This window comes from Rathayibacter sp. Leaf185 (assembly GCF_001423885.1).
GTDB lineage: Bacteria > Actinomycetota > Actinomycetes > Actinomycetales > Microbacteriaceae > Rathayibacter.
Map to the genome: position 1 here is coordinate 362927 of NZ_LMPP01000003.1, position 17991 is coordinate 380917.

Below are 17991 nucleotides of genomic sequence, written 5' to 3' on the forward strand. Positions count from 1 at the left end.
CCCCGAAAGGCCTCATGATCACCAGCACTCAGATCCAGCTCGTCCGCCGCCCCGACGGCTGGCCCGTCGCCGACGACTTCCGCACCGCTCAGGTGCACTACGACGAGCCGGCCGACGGCGAGGTCCGCGTCGCGAACGCGTTCCTCTCGGTCGACCCCTACATGCGCGGCCGCATGAACGACGTCAAGAGCTACACGCCGCCCTACACGCTCGGCGAGACCATGACCGGAGGCGCGATCGGCCGCGTGACCGCCTCCGCCGACCCGTCGATCCCGGTCGGCAGCGTCGTGCTGCACCAGCTCGGCTGGCGCGACATCGCGCAGGCTCCCGCGTCGCAGTTCCGTGTCGTCGACGAGATCCCCGGGGTGCCGCTGTCGCTCCGGCTCGGCATCCTCGGCATGACCGGGCTCACCGCCTACGTCGGCCTCACCGCGATCGCGGGCATGAAGGAGGGCGACACCGTCTTCGTCTCGGGCGCCGCGGGAGCCGTCGGCTCGGCCGCCGGGCAGATCGCGCGCCTGCTGGGAGCGTCCCGGGTGATCGGATCCGCGGGCTCCGCCGAGAAGGTCGCTCTGCTCACCGAGAAGTACGGCTACGACGCCGCGTTCGACTACCACGCGGGCCCCGTGCGCCAGCAGCTCGCCGCGGCGGCACCCGACGGCATCGACGTCTACTTCGACAACGTCGGAGGCGACCACCTCGAGGCCGCGCTCGACGCGTTCCGCGACGGCGGGCGGGCGGCGCTCTGCGGTGCCATCGCCGGCTACAACAGCGCCCAGGCGTCGGCCGGCCCCGACAACATGTCGAACATCATCACGCGCGGGCTCACCCTCCGCGGCTTCACGCTGAGCGGCTACCTCGACCACGCGCCGGAGTTCAATCGGCTCATGTCGGGCTGGTTCGCCGAGGGCAGCATCGCCTACGACGAGACGGTCGTCGACGGCATCGAGAACGCGGTCGACGCGTTCCTCTCGATGATGCGCGGCGCCAACACCGGCAAGATGGTCGTCCGCCTCTAGCGGTACGACCGAGGGAACCCCGGGCCGTCGAGACCGCCGCTGACAGCGGGCCCTCTCGACGGGCCGGGGTTCCCTCGTTGCGGGATCAGCGCTTGACGGCGTCGATCTTGAGCATCTTCGCGATGACCGAGTCGAGCTCGGAGTCGTCGAAGATCTTCTTCCAGTCGTCCTTGATGAGCGCCTCGCGGCCGTAGCCCATCGCGATGTGGCACGCCTCCGAGAAGGGGTTCGAGCCGCGCAGGCCGTTGGTGAGCGCGATCCAGGTGTGGCCGTAGAGCATGGCGCGGGCGGCCTCGTAGGGCACGCCGACCCCGTTCACGGTCTCCTCGAGCGCCTCCTTGAGGAACTCGCCGATCATGCAGGCGATGGTCTCGACCAGGGTCGGCTCGAGCACGGCGAGCTGCTTGACGGTGACCCAGTGCACCGCGATGACGGGGGCGTAGATCGTCGAGATGACGCCCTCCGCGATCGCACGCACGTCGTCGTCCGCCTCCTCGAGCGCCGCGACGACCTCCTGCGGGGCCGCGATGCCGCCGAACGTGTCGGCCCACTCCTCCGGAGTGGTGCGCTCGAGGAACACCGAGGGGTGGCACGGGTGCGCGACCGCGTAGTGGATGTCCTCGCGCTTCGCGAGCAGCCCGGCGTAGGCGGCCGCGGGGTCGAGCGTCAGGATGATCGCGCCCGACTTCATCTGCGGGATGACGTCCTCGGACACCGCGCCGAGCACGACGTCGGGGACCGCGAGGATGACGACGTCGGCGTTCGCGACGGCGTCCGGGGTCGAGGTGATCTCGCGGCCGGCCTCGCGGGTGCGCTCCTGGCCGGCGGGGGACGCCTCCGAGTAGAGGGCGGTGTAGGCGGACTTCTGCAGGTTGTTCGAGACCCGCATGCCCATCTTGCCGCCGGCGCCGATGACGGCGACGGTGAGGGCGGGGGCGGCGGTGCCCGAGGTGGTGACGGTGGTGTCGGTCATGGGTTCCTTCTCCTGAGGTGAGCGAGGGTGGTGGCGGTCCACTCGGCTTCGAGCCGGGTGGTGACGAGTGCCTGGTCCGCGGCAGGGACGGTGTCCTGCCAGGGGAGCCAGAACTCGATGATCTGGTGGATGCCGCGGGCATCCGGGTCGAGCAGCGCGAGCATGCCGTCGTAGTCGAGGCGGCCGTCGCCGAGCGCCGTGCCGGTGTAGACGAAGCCGACCCAGCCGGGGTTGCGGCTGAAGTCGAAGTCCTTGACGTGCCAGTTGGCGACGTAGGGGGCGCAGAGCGCGGTCACGTCGGCCGGCAGCTCGAGGTTCGCGACGGTGTTCGCGGGGTCGAGGCAGATGCGGATCCGCGGGTCGTCCAACGTCTCGATGACGTCGACCAGCGCGGCGGTGGCGACCTGCTCGTAGGTCTCGAGCGCGAGCGTGACCCCGGCGGTCTCGAGGGCGGGGGCGATCTCGCGGAGGCGCCGCAGCGTCTCCTCGCGGTCCGGCCGGTCCTCCCCCGAGGTCCACATGCTGCGCAGCAGTGTCACGTCGAGCGCGGCGGCCAGGCGGAGGTAGCGCCGCAGGTGCTCGGGGTCGGTACCGCGGGTGCCGAGCTCGAGGGCGACGCCCTCGGCGGCGGCGAGTGCGCGCAGCGACTCGAGCCGCTCCGCGTCGAACTCCTCGATCACCGGCACGTCGCACAGCTGCAGCAGGCCGACGCCGAGCGCCGCCGTCTCGCGCACCATGTCCTCGATGCCCAGCGGCTCGGGCACGCGGTCGGAGGAGCGCCAGAAGAAGGCGTAGCTGCTCAGCCCGATCACGGTCTGGCCCCCGCGAGCACGTACGCCTCGTCGAGGATCGAGCGCACCGCCTCCGGATCGTGCGCGAAGCGCCCGAGGAAGAGCCCGGGCACGCGCCCCGCCAGTGCGGTGAGCAGGCCCGGCCCGGCGCTGCCGCCGTAGATCACGCGGCTGCCGGCCCGCCCCGGGAGCGCGGTGAGCGCCTCCTCGAGGGCCGTGACGACTCCGGCGATGAAGGCGGGCTCGGCGGGCTCGGGGGCGCCGATCGCCCACACCGGCTCGTACGCCGCGAGGATCGGGCCGAGAGCTCCGGCCTCATCGCTCGTCTCGAGCGCGGAGGCGATCTGCGCGAGCACCAGCTCGACCGCGTCCTCGACACTGCCGCGCTCGGCCTCGCCGACGCAGAGCAACGGCACGAGGTCGTTCCGGAACGCGGCGGCGACCTTGAGGCGGATGCGCTCGTCGTCGTCGCCGAAGAGAGCTCGGCGCTCCGCGTGGCCGATCTCCACCAGCCGGCACCCGACCTCGCGCAGCTCGGCACCGCTGACCTCGCCGGTGAACGCTCCCGCGTCCTCCCAGAACAGGTCCTGCGCGCCGAGGGCGATGCCCGCCTCCGCGGCGAGGGCGCCGACCGGCACGAGCGAGGGGAACGTCGGCACGACGAAGAGCTCGACGGCGCCGCTCGTGATCGCCGGATGCGTCCGCGCCAGCTCGGCGACGCTGCGCGCCCAGTCGAGGGTGCGCGCGTGCCCGAAGTACATCTTCAGACTCACGCCGATCGTGAACGCCGGCGCGGGCCCCGCGGCCGTGGTCAGCACGACGCGGCGACCCCGTCGGCGGGGTGCCCGGCCTCGTACGCCTCGATGACCCGCACCTTCTCGGCGGAGGCGGAGGACGTGTCGAACTCGTAGCCCAGCCACTCCTTCGCGAGGCGGCGAGCCAGCTCGATACCGACGACGCGCTGGCCCATGCAGAGCACCTGTGCGTCGTTCGAGAGGATCGAGCGCTCGACCGAGAACGAGTCGTGCGCAGTGACGGCGCGGATGCCGGCGACCTTGTTCGCGGCGATCGCGACTCCGAGCCCCGTGCCGCAGATCAGGATCGCGCGGTCGGCCTCGCCGCGGGCCACCATCTCGGCGGCCGCGATGGCGACGCTCGGGTAGGGGGTGTGCGACTCGGCGTCGACGCCCACGTCGACCAGGCTCACGACGCGCGGGTCCTTCTCGAGGTCGGCCTTGATGATCTGCTTGTAGTCGAAGCCGGCGTCGTCGGAGCCGACGACCAGGCGGAACGGTGCGCTCATGAGTGTTCTCCTCGTGCTGTTCTGAAAAGGGGGGCGGTATCGACGCTACGCGCCGGTGCCGGAGGCGGTCAGCACGACGCCGACGGCCGTGACGATCAGCGCGAGCGAGTGCGCTCCCGCGTCGGGCGTGCCGAGGCTCTTCTCGGCGTGCGGCCGGGCGCGCCCCATCTTCGGCAGCAGCTGCGCGGTGGCGGCGGCGGCCTCGGTGCAGGCGAGGGCGGCGTCACCCCAGGCCTCGGCGAGCGGTGCGCCGGCGCCGATCCGTGCACCGAGCACGTCGGCGAAGGGCACGAGCGAGTCGACCATGGTCTTGTCCCCCGGAGTCGCGCCGAAGGCGAGGATCGCGGTCCGCGCCCTCTCGACTCCCGCGAGCACCGACTCCGCGGCGGGGTGATCGGCATCGCCGAGGGCAGCGCCGACGGCGTCGAGCGCGGCCCCCCAGAGGGCTCCTGAGGTGCCTCCCGCGCGGTCGGACCAGGCGTCGCCCGCGTGGGCGAGCACGGTCCCCGAGCCGGCGCCGGCCTCGAGCGCGGCACGGGCCGCCGCGACGGCCGCGTGCACCCCGCGCTGCATCCCGATCCCGTGATCGCCGTCTCCGGCGACCGCGTCGATCCGGCCGAGTTCGTCGGCGTTCTCGTCGATGACGCGCTCGGTCGCCTCGAGGGCGGCGAGCACGGTGGTGGCGGCGGCGCGGGAGTCGTCGGACGCCTCGGCGATCGCGACCGGCCCGGCGGTCTCCTCCGCAGCGTCCTCGATCAGTGCCGCGGGGAGCACGGCGCCCTTGCGGTAGGCGGGGGTCTCGGCCGGGGCCGCCCAGAGCCGCTCGAGCTCGTCGTCGACCCAGAAGAAGGTGAGCGAGACGCCCGCCATGTCGAAGCTCGTGACCAGCTCTCCGACCTCTGGCTCGAGCACCTCAATGCCGTGGCTGCGCAGGCGCCGCTCGACGCCCGAGTAGACGACGAAGAGCTCCTCGTACTTCACCGAGCCGAGCCCGTTGAGGATCACGACGAGGCGGGCGCCGTCGAGTTCCTCGACCCCGTCGGGCCGCTCGGCGAGGAGCGACTCGACCAGCAGCTCGGCGAGGCCGTCGGCCGTCGGCACGTCGTCCTCGCGGATGCCGGGCTCGCCGTGGATGCCCATGCCGACCGCCATGCGGCCCTCGGGCACCTCGAACAGCGGCTCGGAGGCTCCGGGCAGTGAGCAGCCGGAGAACGCGACGCCGAACGACCGGGTGCGCTCGTTGGCGAGGGCGGCGATCCGCTCGACCTCGTCGAGTGACGCTCCCTCCTCCGCTGCGGCTCCCGCGACCTTGAAGACCGTGAGGTCGCCCGCGATGCCCCGGCGCTTGTGCTTCTCGTGCGGCGCCGCGCTCGAGATGTCGTCGGTCACCGTCACGGTGCGCACGTCGATCCCCTCGTCGCGCAGGCGCCGCTCGGCCGCGTCGAAGTTGAGCACGTCGCCGGCGTAGTTGCCGTAGCTGAGCAGCACGCCGCCGCCGAGCTCGGCCGCCTTCGCGACCGAGTGGACCTGCTGCGCGGACGGCGAGGCGAAGAGGTTCCCCATCGCCGCCCCGTGCGCGAGGCCCTGCCCGACCAGCCCGCCGAACGCCGGGTAGTGGCCGGAGCCGCCGCCCACGACCAGGGCGACCGAGCCGGGTGCGCTCGCGGTGGAGCGCACCACGCCTCCCTGCACCCGCCGTACGAAGCGGCGGTTCGCGGCGACGAAGCCGTCGATCATCTCGTCGGCGAAGTCGGACGGGTCGTTGTAGAGCCGGGTCATGCGTTCGGTCCTGTTCGGTGTCGTGTCGGCGGTGGAGGCGGACGGTCAGTGCGCGATGACGTCGACGCTCGGCGCGTCCAGCGGCGCGTCCTTGTACTTGCGGGCCAGCAGCGACATCAGCAGGGCCGAGAGCAGCAGGAAGAACCCGACGATGAACATCGGCACCTCGTAGCCGCCGGTCGCGTCCTTCAGGGCACCCGTGATGTACGGGGCCGAGAAGCCGGCGAGGTTGCCCACCGTGTTGATGAGCGCGATGCCCGCGGCCGCCGCGGCTCCGGTGAGGAAGCGGGTCGGGAAGGTCCAGAAGTTGGGCAGCGCCGAGAAGATCGCCATCGCGGTGACGGTGATGACCGCGATCGTCGCCGCTGGCGAGCCGGCGAACAGGGCGAGCGGGATGCTGAGGCCGCCGGCGATCGCCGGGATGACGATGTGCCAGGTGCGGACCCCGCGGCGGGAGGCGTCGCGCGACCAGAGGAACAGCGCGATGGCGGCGGGCACGTACGGGATCGCCGTGATCAGGCCCTTCTCGAAGATGCCGAAGGTCGTGCCGTACTGCTCCTGGAAGCCCTCGATGATGGTGGGGAGGAAGAAGGCGAGCGCGTAGAGGCCGTAGATGAAGCCGAAGTAGACGAAGCTCAGCATCCAGACGCGGCCGCTCTTGAAGGCGGACGACATCCTGGGGTGCGTCGTGACGCCCTTGGTCTTGACGTCCTCCTCGCGCTGCAGCGCGGTGGTGAGCCAGACCTGCTCCTCGCGGGTCAGCCACTTGGCGTCGGAGGGCTTGTCCTTGAGGTAGAACCAGGCGATGAGGCCGACGATGATCGCGGGGACCGAGACGCCGAGGAACATGAAGCGCCAGCCCTCGAGGCCGAAGATGCCGTCCTGCTCGATCAGCAGACCCGCGAGCGGGGCGCCGATGACCGTGGTGAGCGGCTGCGCCAGGTAGAAGAGCGCGAGGATCTTGGAGCGGTGCTTCGCCGGGACCCAGAGGCTGAGGAAGAGGATGGCGCCCGGGAAGAAGCCGGCCTCCGCGACTCCCAGCAGGAAGCGCAGCACGACGAGCTGCTCGAAGTTCTGCACCCAGGTGAACAGGAGCGCGACGATGCCCCAGCTGACCATGATCCGGGCGAGCCAGCGGCGGGCGCCGAAGCGGTGCAGCGCGAGATTGCTCGGCACCTCCAGCAGGATGTACCCGATGAAGAAGACGCCCGAGGCGAAGCCGAACTGGGCCGCCGAGAGCGCGAGGTCCGCCTCCATGCCGTTCGGCGCGGCGAAGCCGATTGCCGTGCGGTCGAGGTAGTTGATGAAGAACATCAGGGCGACGAACGGTACGAGGCGCACCGAGATCTTCCTGATCGTGCTCTTCTCGACGGCGGCGTCGGCGGTCTGCCGGCTGCCGGTCTGAGGGGGAAGGTCCACGTCGATCTCCTGATCCGTGTCAACGACTGTGTTGGGGTCTCGGTCTGCATCGCAATTGGCTGACCGGTTGACCAATTAGATGATGCTCCTTCCCCCGATCTCCTGTCAACCGGTTCGCATCTCGCGTGGCTGCCGGAGGGTGGGGTCGGCGGTTGCTAGCGTCGGGGCATGCCGGCGTACCCCGAAGACGATCCGTCCCTCGTGCGCCTCGAGCTGCAGACCCTGCCCCGCGGGACGGCGGTCGCCGAGGTCGCGAAGCAGCTCACCTCCCTCCTCACCCGAGGTGACCTCGTGCCCGGCTCGCGGCTGCCCCCCGAGCGCCAGCTCGCCGAGAGCCTCGGAGTCGGCCGCTCGGCCGTGCGCGAGGCGCTCGCCGCGCTCGAGATCCTCGGCATCGTCTCGGTGCGCCCGGGCTCGGGGACCTACCTCCGCGACAGCACCTCCGAGCTGCTGCCGACGACGCTCAGCTGGGGGCTCATGCTGTCGGCGGGGCGTACCGCCGAGCTCATCGAGGTGCGGAGCGGCCTCGAGATCCAGGCCGCCATGCTCGCCGCGATCCGGATCGACGCCGAGGGCCTCGAGAAGCTGCGCGCTCACCTCGCCGCGATGGAGTCGCACCTCGACGACATGAGCGTGTTCGTCGACGCCGATGTGCGCTTCCACCTGCAGATCGCGCTCAGCTCGGGGAACGTGGTGCTGCGCGATCTGCTGCAGACGATCCGCTCGCTGCTGAGGCTCTGGGTCGAGCGCGCGCTGAGCAGCCCCGAGCAGGCTCTGGATGCGTTCACCGAGCACCGCGCCGTGCTCGAGGCCCTGGAGGCGGGCGACCCCGCCGCCGCGGCCCGCGCGATGGAGTCGCACATGAGCACCGCCTCCCGGCGCCTCGCCGATACCGGGAGCTGACGCGCGGTGGCAGGATCGGGTGATGAGCCCGATCCTGCGCCGCACCGCCGCGATCGCCGCCGTGGCGACCGTGCTTCTCCTCACCGGATGCGCGGGTCGCTCCGATGTCGCCTCGTCGCAGACACCGCTGCCGACTCCGACGGTGACGGCGACAGCGACGCCGGCTCCCCCGCCCTCGTCGACTCCCGCACCCTCCCCCACCGCCACGGAGGCGCCGCCCACCGCGGCCCCGGAGCCGAGCGTCCCGCCCGAGCCGAGCGTCGCACCCTCGACCGTGCGCTGCACGGGGGCCGACCTCGCGCTCGAGTACCGGCCCGACCCCGACGCGTCCGGCGCCGGCAGCAGCGCCTTCGACCTCGTCTTCACCAACACCACCGCCGTCACCTGCACGCTCGCGGGCATCCCCGGTGTCTACGCGACGGATGCCGACGGGGTCCGGCTCGGAGCGGTCGCCGCCGCCACCGGCCCGAACCCCGGCGGACTGCTCTCGCTGATCCCCTCCGGGCAGGCCGACGTGCGCGTGACCTGGCACTCGCCCGGCGCCTACGGCTGCCCCGTCGCGACCTCGGCCTCCCTCGTCGCCGAGGTCGTGGATGCGGTGAACGCCGCCGTCCGCGCGCCGGCCTCGATCGAGGTGTGCACCGACGACACGGTGTTCATGGAGGCGTCGACCTACACGCTGCTCGGCTGAGCCGCGAGCTCGATCCTGACGGCGTCCCCCGGAGCGAGCCGGATCGCGCCCTCCTCGGAACCGCCGCCGCCCGCGCGACGCCACTCGACGACTCCGTCGATCGCGACCTCGACCGCCTCGCCACCGAGGTTGCCCAGGAGGACGACGGTGCCCGCCGCGAGCGCCGCGAGGCCCGGAGCGTGCACCTCGCGGCGTAGCGCGCCGCTCAGCTCGGCGGCCCACTCGAGTACTCGGCCGGCCGGTGCGAGCCCGTCGCGCCCGGCGACGCCGCGCGGTCCCCACTGCTCGAAGTAGGCGAGGGAGTCGACACCCTCCTGCGCGAGCGCGTCGAGGCTGCCGACCACCCAGGCCGCGAGCGACGGCGACGACTGCCGCTCATCGGTCGCGCCCGGCACGTTCTGCGGGCCGTAGCCGGAGCGCTCGATGTCCTCGTCGCCCGGGTCGAACGGCGAGGTCGAGACCGCGTTCATCCGCGCGCCGAGGGTGACGGGGCCGACGTGGAGGCGGCGTCCAGCGGCGATCCGGCGCGCCTCCTGCACCACGGCGCGCTGCTGCGCGAGGGACTCGACGAGCTGGTGTCCCGAGCGGTCGTGCATGAAGGGCGTGATGCTGAAGGCGAGGGGCGCATCGAGCGGGGCCAGCGCCTCCGCACCCCGGTTGAGCTCGGTGAAGTGCGAGCGGACGCCGCCGATCGCCTGGGCGTCGCGCTCCCGAGCGGCCCGGCGTGCCCGCTCGAGCAGCTCCGACTCGCTCCGGTGCCCCTCCGCGGCGAAGACGCCGACGCGCGCGAGCGGAGTGTCGCCGAGCGCGTCGAGGACTGCGTCGACATCGTCCGCGGCGGCGGCCACGATCCGCAGGTCGACCGCTCCCGGAGCGTCGTGCACGGCCCGCTCGAGCGCCGCGCGCCATCCGGCCCAGCGCGGGTCGACCTCGACGAGCAGTCCGAGGAGGCTCCGGTGCCGTGAGCGATCCGACGACGGAGCACTCGACGCGGCCGTGCGGATCTCGGGGAGCGGATGCGCCGCACCTCCGATGCTCACGGCGACCACCGCGGCGCTCTCGGGGGCGGGCTCGCGCTGCTCGGCCGGCCGCGGCGCCGCACCGCAGGTCACGCGGATGCTCTGGTGGACGGTGTCACCCGCGGTGATCCGCACCGGGAAGGGCAGGTCGAGCGGGGTGGAGTAGGTCTTGAACGAGCCGTCGGTCCAGTTGCGCTGGTCCTCCATCTCGAACACGTCGCCCTCGAACGAGAGCTCGACCGGCACGTCCGAGACGGTGAACGACAGCCCCGCGAGGTCGCGGGCCGGCTGGTGCGGTGCGATGCGCTCGGGGAACGAGAGCGACTCCACGGACCCGTCGGGGTGGCGCGCCTCGAACGGCGTACCGGCCACTGACGGAGCGTGCAGCACGACGAGGCCGAGCCGGTTGCGGAGGAACGAGGAGGCCGCGACCGCCTCGAGAGCGACGCTCAGCACCGAGTCCTCGACTCCGACCCGCAGCGTCCAGTGCACCCTCGCCGCGCCGTCGGAGGACTCGCCCTCGATGAGCAGCCCGCCCGCCGCCGCGACGGCGGTCGTGCGCGTGGTCGGCAGCGTGCCCCAGTCGCGGTCACGGACCACGAACCGGATGCCGCGCAGGATCAGCGCCGTGCCGTAGCGGAGGTCGTCGAGGCGGCCGTCGGAGAGGCGCAGCGACCAGCGCCCTGCACGGATCAGCTGCTCGTCCCGCTCGACGGGGAGCAGGAGATCGACGGGGACGGAGGGCTCCGCCGTCAGGATCCGGATCGCGGCCATCCTCAGAGCGTGGTCATGCCGCCGTCGACGCGGAAGAGGGCTCCGGTCGCGTAGCTGGACTCGTCGCTGGCGAGGTAGACCATGATCCCCTCGACGTCCTCGGCCGAGCCGGGGCGGCCGAGCGGGATGCGCGAGGTGATGGCGGCGCGGGCGTCGGCGTCTCCCGAGATCGCGGTCACGAGCGGAGTCTCGGTGTACCCGGGCACGACGGTGTTGACCCGGATGCCCTCGCTCGCGTAGGCGGCGGCGACCGTGCGGGCCAGACCGTGGATGCCCGCCTTCGAGCTGCTGTAGGCGGTGAAGTCCTGGCCTTCGCCGTTGAGCCCGGTCGGGCTGCCGGTGAGGACGATCGAGCCGCCGCGGCCGCGCAGGGCGCGCACGGCGTGCTTGACGGTGAGGAAGGTGCCGGTGAGGTTGATGTCGATCGTGCGCCGCCACACGTCGAGGTCGAGGTCCGCGATCTTCGCATCCTGGCCGAACAGCTGGACTCCCGCGTTGGCGACGACGACGTCGGGCGAGCGCCCCTCGTCGGCGAGCCGCGCGAACGCGGCCTCGACGCTCGCCTCGTCGGCGATGTCGAGCGCGACGGCGACGGCGTCGGGGAACGCGGAGGCGGCGCTCTCGGCCGCGGCGAGATCGCGATCGGTGAAGGCGACGCGGGCGCCCTCCCGCGCGAAGCGCTCGGCGACGGCGCGACCGATGCCGGAGCCGGCTCCGGTGACGAGGGCGTTCTTGCCAGTGAGGCGACCGGTCATGCGTTCTCTCCTTCGAGTCGATCTGCTCCGATCATAGGAGGCCAACCGGTTGACCGCAGCCCTGCGTACTGCTCGATTCCCGCGCGTGCGAGCCCTTGACCGACTGCGTCGCCGGAGCCACGCTCGGTTCACACGTCCCGCTACCCCGGAGGTCACCATGAAGGTCGGCTCGCTCATTCTCCGTCTCGCCGTCGGCGGACTCTTCCTCGGCCACGGCCTGCAGAAGCTCCGCGGCTCGTTCGGCGGTCCCGGTCTCGACGGCACCCAGCAGATGATGGAGAGCCTCGAGATGCACCCGCCGCGGCGGAACGCGCTCGCGGCCGCGGTCACCGAGACGGCCGGAGGTGCCGCCCTCGTCCTCGGAGCCGCTACGCCCCTCGCCGCGGCCGGCCTGATCGCGACCATGGTCACCGCCGTGCGCAAGGTGCACTGGAGCAACGGCCTGTGGAACGCGGGGGGCGGCTGGGAGTTCAACGGCCTGCTGGTCGCCGCGTCGGCCGCGATCGTCGCCGACGGACCGGGAGCGCTCTCGTTCGACGCGCTGCTCGGCAAGAAGAAGTGGGGCGCAGGCTGGGCGCTGTTCGCCCTCGTCGCCGGAGCCGCCGCCTCCACGGCCGCGATCGAGGTCGGCCGCCGTGCCGCGCCGCTGACCTCGCCCGACTCCCCCACCTCGCCCGACTCCCCCACTTCGGCTGCCGACGGCACGGCCTGACCGCGCGGGCCCGCTGAGCAGCGCGCCCTCCCGGGCCTGCCGACCCTCTGCTGGTCGAGGAGCCCCCGCAGGGGGCGTATCGAGACCCGCCTGCTCCAGCAGACCGGGTGCACGAGTACCCCCGCTAGCGTCGCAGCATGACCTCCGACCCCACCGCCGCCTGGCAGCGCTCCGTCGACGACCTCTGGACCCTCGCCGACCCCGAGGACGTCCTCACCCGCATGCGAGTCCTCGCCGAGGAGTTCCCCGGCTCCGACGGCTCTGCCCACTTCGAGCTCGGCGGCGCTCTCGACAGCGCCGGGCACGAGGCCGAGGCGGCACTCGAGTACGAGCGCGCACTCGCGGCCGGCCTCGACGGCGAGCGCCTCGCGCGCCTGATCATCCAGTACGCCTCCACCCTGCGCACTCTCGGACGCGCCGAGGAGTCGGTCGCCCTCCTCACCGCCGCATCTCCCCATCCCGCCATCGGCGCGGCTCGCGAGGTCTTCCTCGCACTCGCACTGCACAGCGCGGGCCGATCGGACGAGGCGCTGCGCGTCGCCCTCGAAGCGCTCGTGCCGACCCTCCCTCGCTATCAGCGCTCCGTCGCCGCGTACGCCGCCGACCTCACCCGGATGCCGTAGCCGCCTGCACGGTCGGCCTCGCCACGAGGCCTCTCGCGCAGCGGGATCGCCGCTCAGTCCTCCGGGGCGCCGTCCGTCCTCCGCTCCAGATCCCGGAGGCGCCCCAGCAGCGCCCGCGCGACCTTGTCGTTCTCGCGGAACGAGACCGCGTTCGTGTCCGGCCGCGCGAAGGCGCCGACGAACGGCGAGTCGGTGTACGGGCCGATCGCGTACCTCCGCCCCGAGCGGTCACCCGTCGCGGAGCGCAGCAGCGTGTCGTCCTGGTGCACCAGCAGCCGCCCGGTCGAGGCGCGGGCGTCGCCGAGGTCCACGATCTCCTCCAGCGCCCCGCCCTCCGCGACGAGCGCGCGGAGCACGGCGTTGTCGCTGGTCGAGACTCCGGCGTGCGGCAGGCGGGCGTCGATCAGCGCGGAAGTGACGACGATCCTGTCGGACGCCGTACTGGTCGCGACGAAGCGCCCCTCCACCACTGCGACGCTCATGCCCGGCCCGAGGAACTCGACCACCCCCGCCTCCGAGAGGGCGAGGAGCTCCTCGAGACGGTGCGCGGGCGGCCCGCTCGCGATCGACGAGAACCAGCCGAGCCACCAGCCGTGCAGATCCTCGAGCCGTGATCGCGGCGTCCACTCGGCGGCGGCGGTGAGGTCGACGAAGAGGAAGTGGCTGCGCAGCAGCGCGAGGAAGAGCCCGAGCGTGGCGCTGTGCTCCTGCCGCGTGCGCAGGGCGAGGTCGTCACGGAGGTGCGCTCGCACCGCCTCCTGGAGTGCTGCCCCGTCCGCGAAGCGGGCACCGGCGAGGGGCCGGTCGAGGTCGGGGAGCAACAGCCGGTCGATCCTCCCGGGGACGAGGTCGTCGACCAGCGCAGTCAGAGTGCGGGCGTCCGCGAGTACGCGCTCGATGTCGGCCCCGAGCACCGGCACCGCGTAGCCCTGCGGCGCATCGGGGTCGGGTCCGAGCGAGCCCGCGAGCACCGACGCCCTCGGGTCGAGCCGTTCGAAGACCGCGGCGAAGTCGGCCCAGCTCCCGCGCACCCGCTCGGGATGACCGGTGAAGAGCTCCCGGTAGTAGCCCCAGAGCATCTCCTGGGCGATCAGCGGCCAGACGTCGTCGGCGAAGTCGAGCGGGCGGCCGATCGACCGCAGTCGCTCCGCGACGGCGGGGGTGAACCATCTCAGATCCGGCGCGGCGCCCTGCAGCGTCGACCCGATCTTCGAGTGGTGCGGCACCCCTCGCCGGCTGCCCATGATCAGGCGCGGCTCGCGACCCGATGGCCGGTAGTGGAGGCGTCCCTCCTCGTCGCGGCCGAAGCGGCCCCCGCGCCCCTCGGTGAGCAGGACGACGAGGTCGACGGCGACGAGTCCGAGGCCGCGCACGATCACCTCGCGGCCGGGCGCGAGAGTGCTCAGGTCGGCGTCGGCGGTGAACGACGGCGGGAGGTAGTCGAGCCGATGCCGCTGGGCCGCGTCGAGCAGGAGTCGCTCGTCGTCGGAGGGCACCGCCCCGCTGTGCCCGAGCGAGAACAGCACCAGGTCGGCCGGGATCGCCACTGCGGAGTCGAGGAGCACCGTCTGCGTCGCCTCGGCGCCTCCCCCGACCTCGACCACCCGACCTCGGTGCTCGCGCACCACGATGCCGTGCCTCCGAGCCTCCGCGACCGCCCTCTCGTGGAACCAGCGCAGGTACAGGCTCGCGAGCCGCCGGGTCGGGAAGCTGCCGGGCCGGAGCGTCTCGATCTCGCGCTGCACCCGCTCGTCGCCGCCGTCGAGAGTCGTCCGCCCCGATCGCACCTGCTCGGCCCACTCGAGGAGGGAGGGACCGGGCAGCACCGGCCCGTCTATGGTCGCGCTCGAGTCGGTGAACATGGTGACGTCGGCGGCGAGCGAGTTGAGCGTCAGCAGGGGCGACTGCTCCCAGCGCCAGATGCGTCCGGGGCCGGCGGGGTGCGGATCCACGATGTGCACGACGAGGGGCCCGGGCTCGAGGTCGGTCGCGTTGGCGGCGATCCGCTCGAGGACACCGGCCGCCCGCGGGCCGCCGCCGACGATCACGAGGGACCGGCGGGCGTCCCTGGGCGCTGACATGCCCCCACGATGACCGCTCGTGCTGGGAGTGCACCGGCGTGTGACGGCGCGTGACGCCGGGCGCCTCCGCGACCACCGCATGGACTGTGTAGCCTCCGAGGAGACCGCGCGCACACTGCTCCGCAGTGCGGCGGCCGACCCCCTGCCGTCGACCGAGAGGAGCTCCGGGTGCCCATCGAGTTCCTCGGCATGGCCGCACTGAACGACGGCAGTGAGACTCGCGCGCGCAGTGGGGCGAGCTTCGATCCCGAGTACACCCTGCGTCTCGCCGCCGCGCACGAGGAGAGCGGCTGGGACCGCATCCTGTTCGCGTACCACTCCGGCGCTCCCGACCCCACCGTCGCTGCGACCTTCGTCGCGTCGCACATCGAGAGCCTGCAGCTCCTGCTCGCGCACCGGCCGAACATCTCGTACCCGACCGTGGCGGCCAAGGCCTTCGCGACCCTCGACCAGGTGAGCCGCGGCCGCCTGAGCATTCACATCATCACCGGAGGCTCGGATGCCGACCAGGCGGCTGAGGGCGACTTCCTGACCAAGGACGAGCGCTACACGCGGACGGCCGAGTACATCCGCATCCTCAAGCAGGTCTGGGCCTCCCGCGAGCCCTTCGACCACAGCGGTGAGCACTACCGCTTCGAGGGGTTCGTCAGCGATGTCTGGCCCGTCCAGCAGCCGCGCCCCCAGATCTCGTTCGGCGGCTCGTCGCCGGCGGCACTCGAGGTCGGTGCCGCCGAGAGCGACGTCTATGCGCTCTGGGGCGAGCCTCTGCGCGACACCGCGGAGCAGATCCGCAGCGTCACGGAGGCGTCGGAGCGAGCCGGTCGCAGCAGCCGACCGCGCATCCAGGTCGCCTTCCGGCCGATCCTCGGTGCGACCGAGGAGCAGGCGTGGGAGAAGGCGGAGCGGATCCTGGGCCGCATCGAGGCGCGGAACCGCGAGGTCGCGCCGGCCGGGCTGGGCGCTCCTGAGAACACCGGCTCGCAGCGCCTCCTGTCGATCGCCGCCTCCGGCGAGCGCTACGACCGCGCCCTGTGGACGAAGGCGGGTGCCGCCGCAGGAGCCCGCGGCAACTCGAACGCACTCGTCGGCACTCCCGAGACCGTCGCGGCGGCCCTCCTCGACTACGTCGATCTCGGCGTCGACATCATCTCGGCCCGCGGCTACGACTACCTCGAGGACGCGGTCGACTTCGGCCGCCAGGTGATCCCGCTCGTGCGAGCCGAGGTCGCGCTCCGCGATGCGGCCTCTGCGGCGACCCGACCCTCCGATGTCCGCGCCTGACGCCGGGGCGTCGACCGACGTCTTCGTGCACGTCCGCGCCGACGACCCGCGCGCGCGACCGCTGCTCGACGAGCTCGAGCTCGAGTACGACACCCGGTACGGGACCACCTGGGGCGGACCCGCCTCGACCGAGCTGAGCAGGTACCCGATCCACGCTTTCGCCCCGCCGACGGGCGCGTTCGTGCTGCTGCTGCGCGACGGGATCGCGATCGCCGGAGGCGCGTTCAAGGTGTTCGACGAGACGACCTGCGAGCTCAAGCGCATCTGGACCTCCTCCGCCCACCGTCGCCAGGGGCTCGCCCTCCGCGTGGTCGCCGAGCTCGAGGCCGAGGCCCGCCGTCTCGGCTACGCGACGGCCTACCTGACGACCGGTCCGCTCCAGCCCGAGGCGCAGCGCCTCTACCTGACCGCGGGCTACACGCCGCTCTTCGACACCACGCAGCCTCCGGAGGTCGTCGTCCTGCACGGGTACGCCAAGACGCTGACCGATCGCCCGCTCGACATCCCCCGTATCCAGGACGCGCACGACGCCGAGTTCCGGGCGCTGCTCGCGGTGCTGCCCGACGGCGGCGAGCGTCTGCGGGCCGCCACGCGGGAGCGCTCCTCGTGAGCAGGACTCGCGCGGAGTAGCGGGCCTCTCCTCTCACGACTCGTCCTCCGAGTGGCACGGGCGCTCCACGTCCGTGGGCCGGCTCATGCCCGCTGGGACGCGGCGACGAGCGACCGGGAGGCCGCGCCGACGACCCAGTCGGGCAGCGTCCGGTACGAGAAGACCGTGGCGTAGAGCCGCGCCATCGAGTAGCCGGGATCGATCGTCAGAGCCGATTCGAGGTGCGCGGCGGCCAGGCTCGACACTCCGAGCGCCCACCAGCACCAGGCGAGGACGGTGAGCACGGGTGGCCGCGCCTCCCGTGGCGCAAGAGCAGCGAGACGGGCCAGTGCCGCGGTCGCGTGCTCGACCCGGGCGCGGACGGGGCCGTCTCCGGTCCCCATCAGCAGGGCGGCCGACGAGCGGTCGTGATCGTCGGCCTCGCCGGCGGCCGACTCCCGCTGGACGATCTCGTCGACCGTCTCACCGGTGCTCCTCTGCACGGCCTCGAGCCTGCGCTGAAGCCGCCGGGCCTCCTCCCCCGCCGCCCTGCCGAGCGCGATCTGGACCGTGACCTGATCCCGCAGGGCGGGAGCCTGCAGCAGCCGGATGATCCCGCCGTCCCGTCCGGCCGCCGGCGGCGAGATCAGCCAGCGCTCCACCATCGAGACCGCGTCGCGCACCGCCCCGGGCCCGCGGTCGAGGATCGCGGCGACGACGGCGCGGTCGGCGTCCGTGACCTCCGGCAGTTCGGCGAGCTCGGTCGTGTCGAGCGCGTCGGGAGCCGACGCCCGCGCCAGGATCCCCGCCTCGCTGGAGTCGATCTCGGCGGGCGACCGCGGGGCGCGGCTCTCGGCGGCGATGCTGTACCGCCCCCAGCCGTCCGAGGCGACGCAGGCCACTCCGACGATACCCAGCCCGGTCCTCTCGAGCCGTCGGAGGATCGCGCGGCCCAGATCCAGCAGTGGGATGCCCCGTGCCTGCTCGTACGAGGCGTCGGTGTAGACGACGACCAGTGCCGCGTCCGCTTCCGGGACCGCCCTCATCACCTCGATGCAACCGCGAGCCAGAGCCTGCGTCTCGATCCGACGCAGTCGCGCGGGGAGCGGCAGCCGGAAGCCGCTGACGGCTCGCGTGCCCAGGAAGGGCACGACGACCACGGAGTTCTCGGGTCTCATGCCGATCATCGACGGGACGACGGCGAGCAGATCGGCGATGTCGCCGGCGTGGACCAGCTCGGGTTCGCGAGCGGAGGAGTGGAAGTGTCGTGTCATGGCTG

General features: G+C 72.7%; 17 protein-coding genes. 7 read left to right on the top strand and 10 right to left on the bottom strand.

Features of this window, described 5'->3' with window-relative positions; all coding sequences use genetic code 11:
- Window positions 1-14: 14 nt before the first annotated feature.
- The gene (locus tag ASG06_RS14030) at window positions 15-1019 is read left to right on the top strand and encodes an NADP-dependent oxidoreductase (RefSeq protein WP_056043365.1); all 1005 of its coding nucleotides are present in this window, start codon (window positions 15-17) and stop codon (window positions 1017-1019) included.
- A gap of 85 nt (window positions 1020-1104) precedes the next feature.
- Here ASG06_RS14030 and ASG06_RS14035 read toward each other — a convergent pair whose 3' ends face one another.
- From ASG06_RS14035 to ASG06_RS14060, 6 genes are read right to left on the bottom strand one after another with little or no spacing between them, the layout of a single operon-like run.
- Complete coding sequence (locus ASG06_RS14035; RefSeq protein ID WP_056043368.1) at window positions 1105-1992, bottom strand: phosphogluconate dehydrogenase C-terminal domain-containing protein; 888 nt, start codon at window positions 1990-1992, stop codon at window positions 1105-1107.
- On the bottom strand, window positions 1989-2804 hold the full coding sequence (locus ASG06_RS14040) for a sugar phosphate isomerase/epimerase family protein (protein ID WP_056043370.1): 816 nt from the start codon (window positions 2802-2804) through the stop codon (window positions 1989-1991). The genes ASG06_RS14035 and ASG06_RS14040 overlap by 4 nt, the downstream gene beginning before the upstream one ends.
- Window positions 2801-3556 (bottom strand): triose-phosphate isomerase family protein, encoded by a 756-nt coding sequence (locus tag ASG06_RS14045; protein ID WP_231727745.1) that lies wholly within the window; start codon window positions 3554-3556, stop codon window positions 2801-2803. The genes ASG06_RS14040 and ASG06_RS14045 overlap by 4 nt, the downstream gene beginning before the upstream one ends.
- A 38-nt stretch (window positions 3557-3594) precedes the next feature.
- Window positions 3595-4086: a ribose-5-phosphate isomerase gene (locus tag ASG06_RS14050; RefSeq protein WP_056043372.1), complete on the bottom strand. Its 492-nt coding sequence runs from the start codon at window positions 4084-4086 to the stop codon at window positions 3595-3597.
- Between the two features lie 45 nt (window positions 4087-4131).
- Window positions 4132-5865, bottom strand: a complete 1734-nt coding sequence (locus tag ASG06_RS14055) for a dihydroxyacetone kinase family protein (RefSeq protein WP_056043374.1) — start codon at window positions 5863-5865, stop codon at window positions 4132-4134.
- Window positions 5866-5910: 45 nt separating this feature from the next.
- Window positions 5911-7179 carry an MFS transporter gene (locus tag ASG06_RS14060; protein WP_197409430.1) on the bottom strand — a complete coding sequence of 423 codons (1269 nt, stop codon included), beginning with the start codon at window positions 7177-7179 and terminating at the stop codon, window positions 5911-5913.
- A 273-nt stretch (window positions 7180-7452) separates the two neighbouring features.
- Between ASG06_RS14060 and ASG06_RS14065 the strand changes: the two genes are divergently transcribed.
- Window positions 7453-8187, top strand: coding sequence for a FadR/GntR family transcriptional regulator (locus tag ASG06_RS14065; RefSeq protein ID WP_056043382.1), 735 nt, complete (start codon window positions 7453-7455; stop codon window positions 8185-8187).
- Between the two features lie 22 nt (window positions 8188-8209).
- On the top strand, window positions 8210-8878 hold the full coding sequence (locus ASG06_RS14070; RefSeq protein ID WP_056043384.1) for a DUF4232 domain-containing protein: 669 nt from the start codon (window positions 8210-8212) through the stop codon (window positions 8876-8878).
- On the opposite strand, the gene ASG06_RS14075 is transcribed toward ASG06_RS14070, so the two are convergent.
- Both ASG06_RS14075 and ASG06_RS14080 read right to left on the bottom strand, forming a co-directional pair.
- Window positions 8860-10671, bottom strand: coding sequence for a hypothetical protein (locus tag ASG06_RS14075; protein WP_056043387.1), 1812 nt, complete (start codon window positions 10669-10671; stop codon window positions 8860-8862). The genes ASG06_RS14070 and ASG06_RS14075 overlap by 19 nt on opposite strands.
- A 2-nt stretch (window positions 10672-10673) precedes the next feature.
- Window positions 10674-11426 (bottom strand): SDR family NAD(P)-dependent oxidoreductase, encoded by a 753-nt coding sequence (locus ASG06_RS14080; protein ID WP_056043390.1) that lies wholly within the window; start codon window positions 11424-11426, stop codon window positions 10674-10676.
- A 157-nt stretch (window positions 11427-11583) separates the two neighbouring features.
- On the opposite strand from ASG06_RS14080, the gene ASG06_RS14085 reads away from it, so the two are divergent.
- Window positions 11584-12138 (top strand): DoxX family protein, encoded by a 555-nt coding sequence (locus tag ASG06_RS14085; RefSeq protein ID WP_082499243.1) that lies wholly within the window; start codon window positions 11584-11586, stop codon window positions 12136-12138.
- 137 nt (window positions 12139-12275) lie between these two features.
- Entirely contained in the window at window positions 12276-12761 is a 486-nt protein-coding gene (locus tag ASG06_RS14090) for a tetratricopeptide repeat protein (RefSeq protein ID WP_056043393.1), read from the top strand.
- Window positions 12762-12814: 53 nt separating this feature from the next.
- On the opposite strand, the gene ASG06_RS14095 is transcribed toward ASG06_RS14090, so the two are convergent.
- Entirely contained in the window at window positions 12815-14842 is a 2028-nt protein-coding gene (locus ASG06_RS14095; RefSeq protein ID WP_056043396.1) for an FAD/NAD(P)-binding protein, read from the bottom strand.
- A gap of 168 nt (window positions 14843-15010) precedes the next feature.
- On the opposite strand from ASG06_RS14095, the gene ASG06_RS14100 reads away from it, so the two are divergent.
- Together ASG06_RS14100 and ASG06_RS14105 are read left to right on the top strand one after the other, a co-directional pair.
- Window positions 15011-16123 carry an LLM class flavin-dependent oxidoreductase gene (locus ASG06_RS14100; RefSeq protein ID WP_056043399.1) on the top strand — a complete coding sequence of 371 codons (1113 nt, stop codon included), beginning with the start codon at window positions 15011-15013 and terminating at the stop codon, window positions 16121-16123.
- On the top strand, window positions 16110-16733 hold the full coding sequence (locus ASG06_RS14105; protein WP_082499244.1) for a GNAT family N-acetyltransferase: 624 nt from the start codon (window positions 16110-16112) through the stop codon (window positions 16731-16733). Before ASG06_RS14100 ends, ASG06_RS14105 begins: the two co-directional genes overlap by 14 nt.
- Window positions 16734-16816: 83 nt before the next feature.
- On the opposite strand, the gene ASG06_RS14110 is transcribed toward ASG06_RS14105, so the two are convergent.
- Window positions 16817-17986, bottom strand: coding sequence for a DUF4192 family protein (locus tag ASG06_RS14110; protein WP_056043402.1), 1170 nt, complete (start codon window positions 17984-17986; stop codon window positions 16817-16819).
- Window positions 17987-17991: the final 5 nt, after the last annotated feature.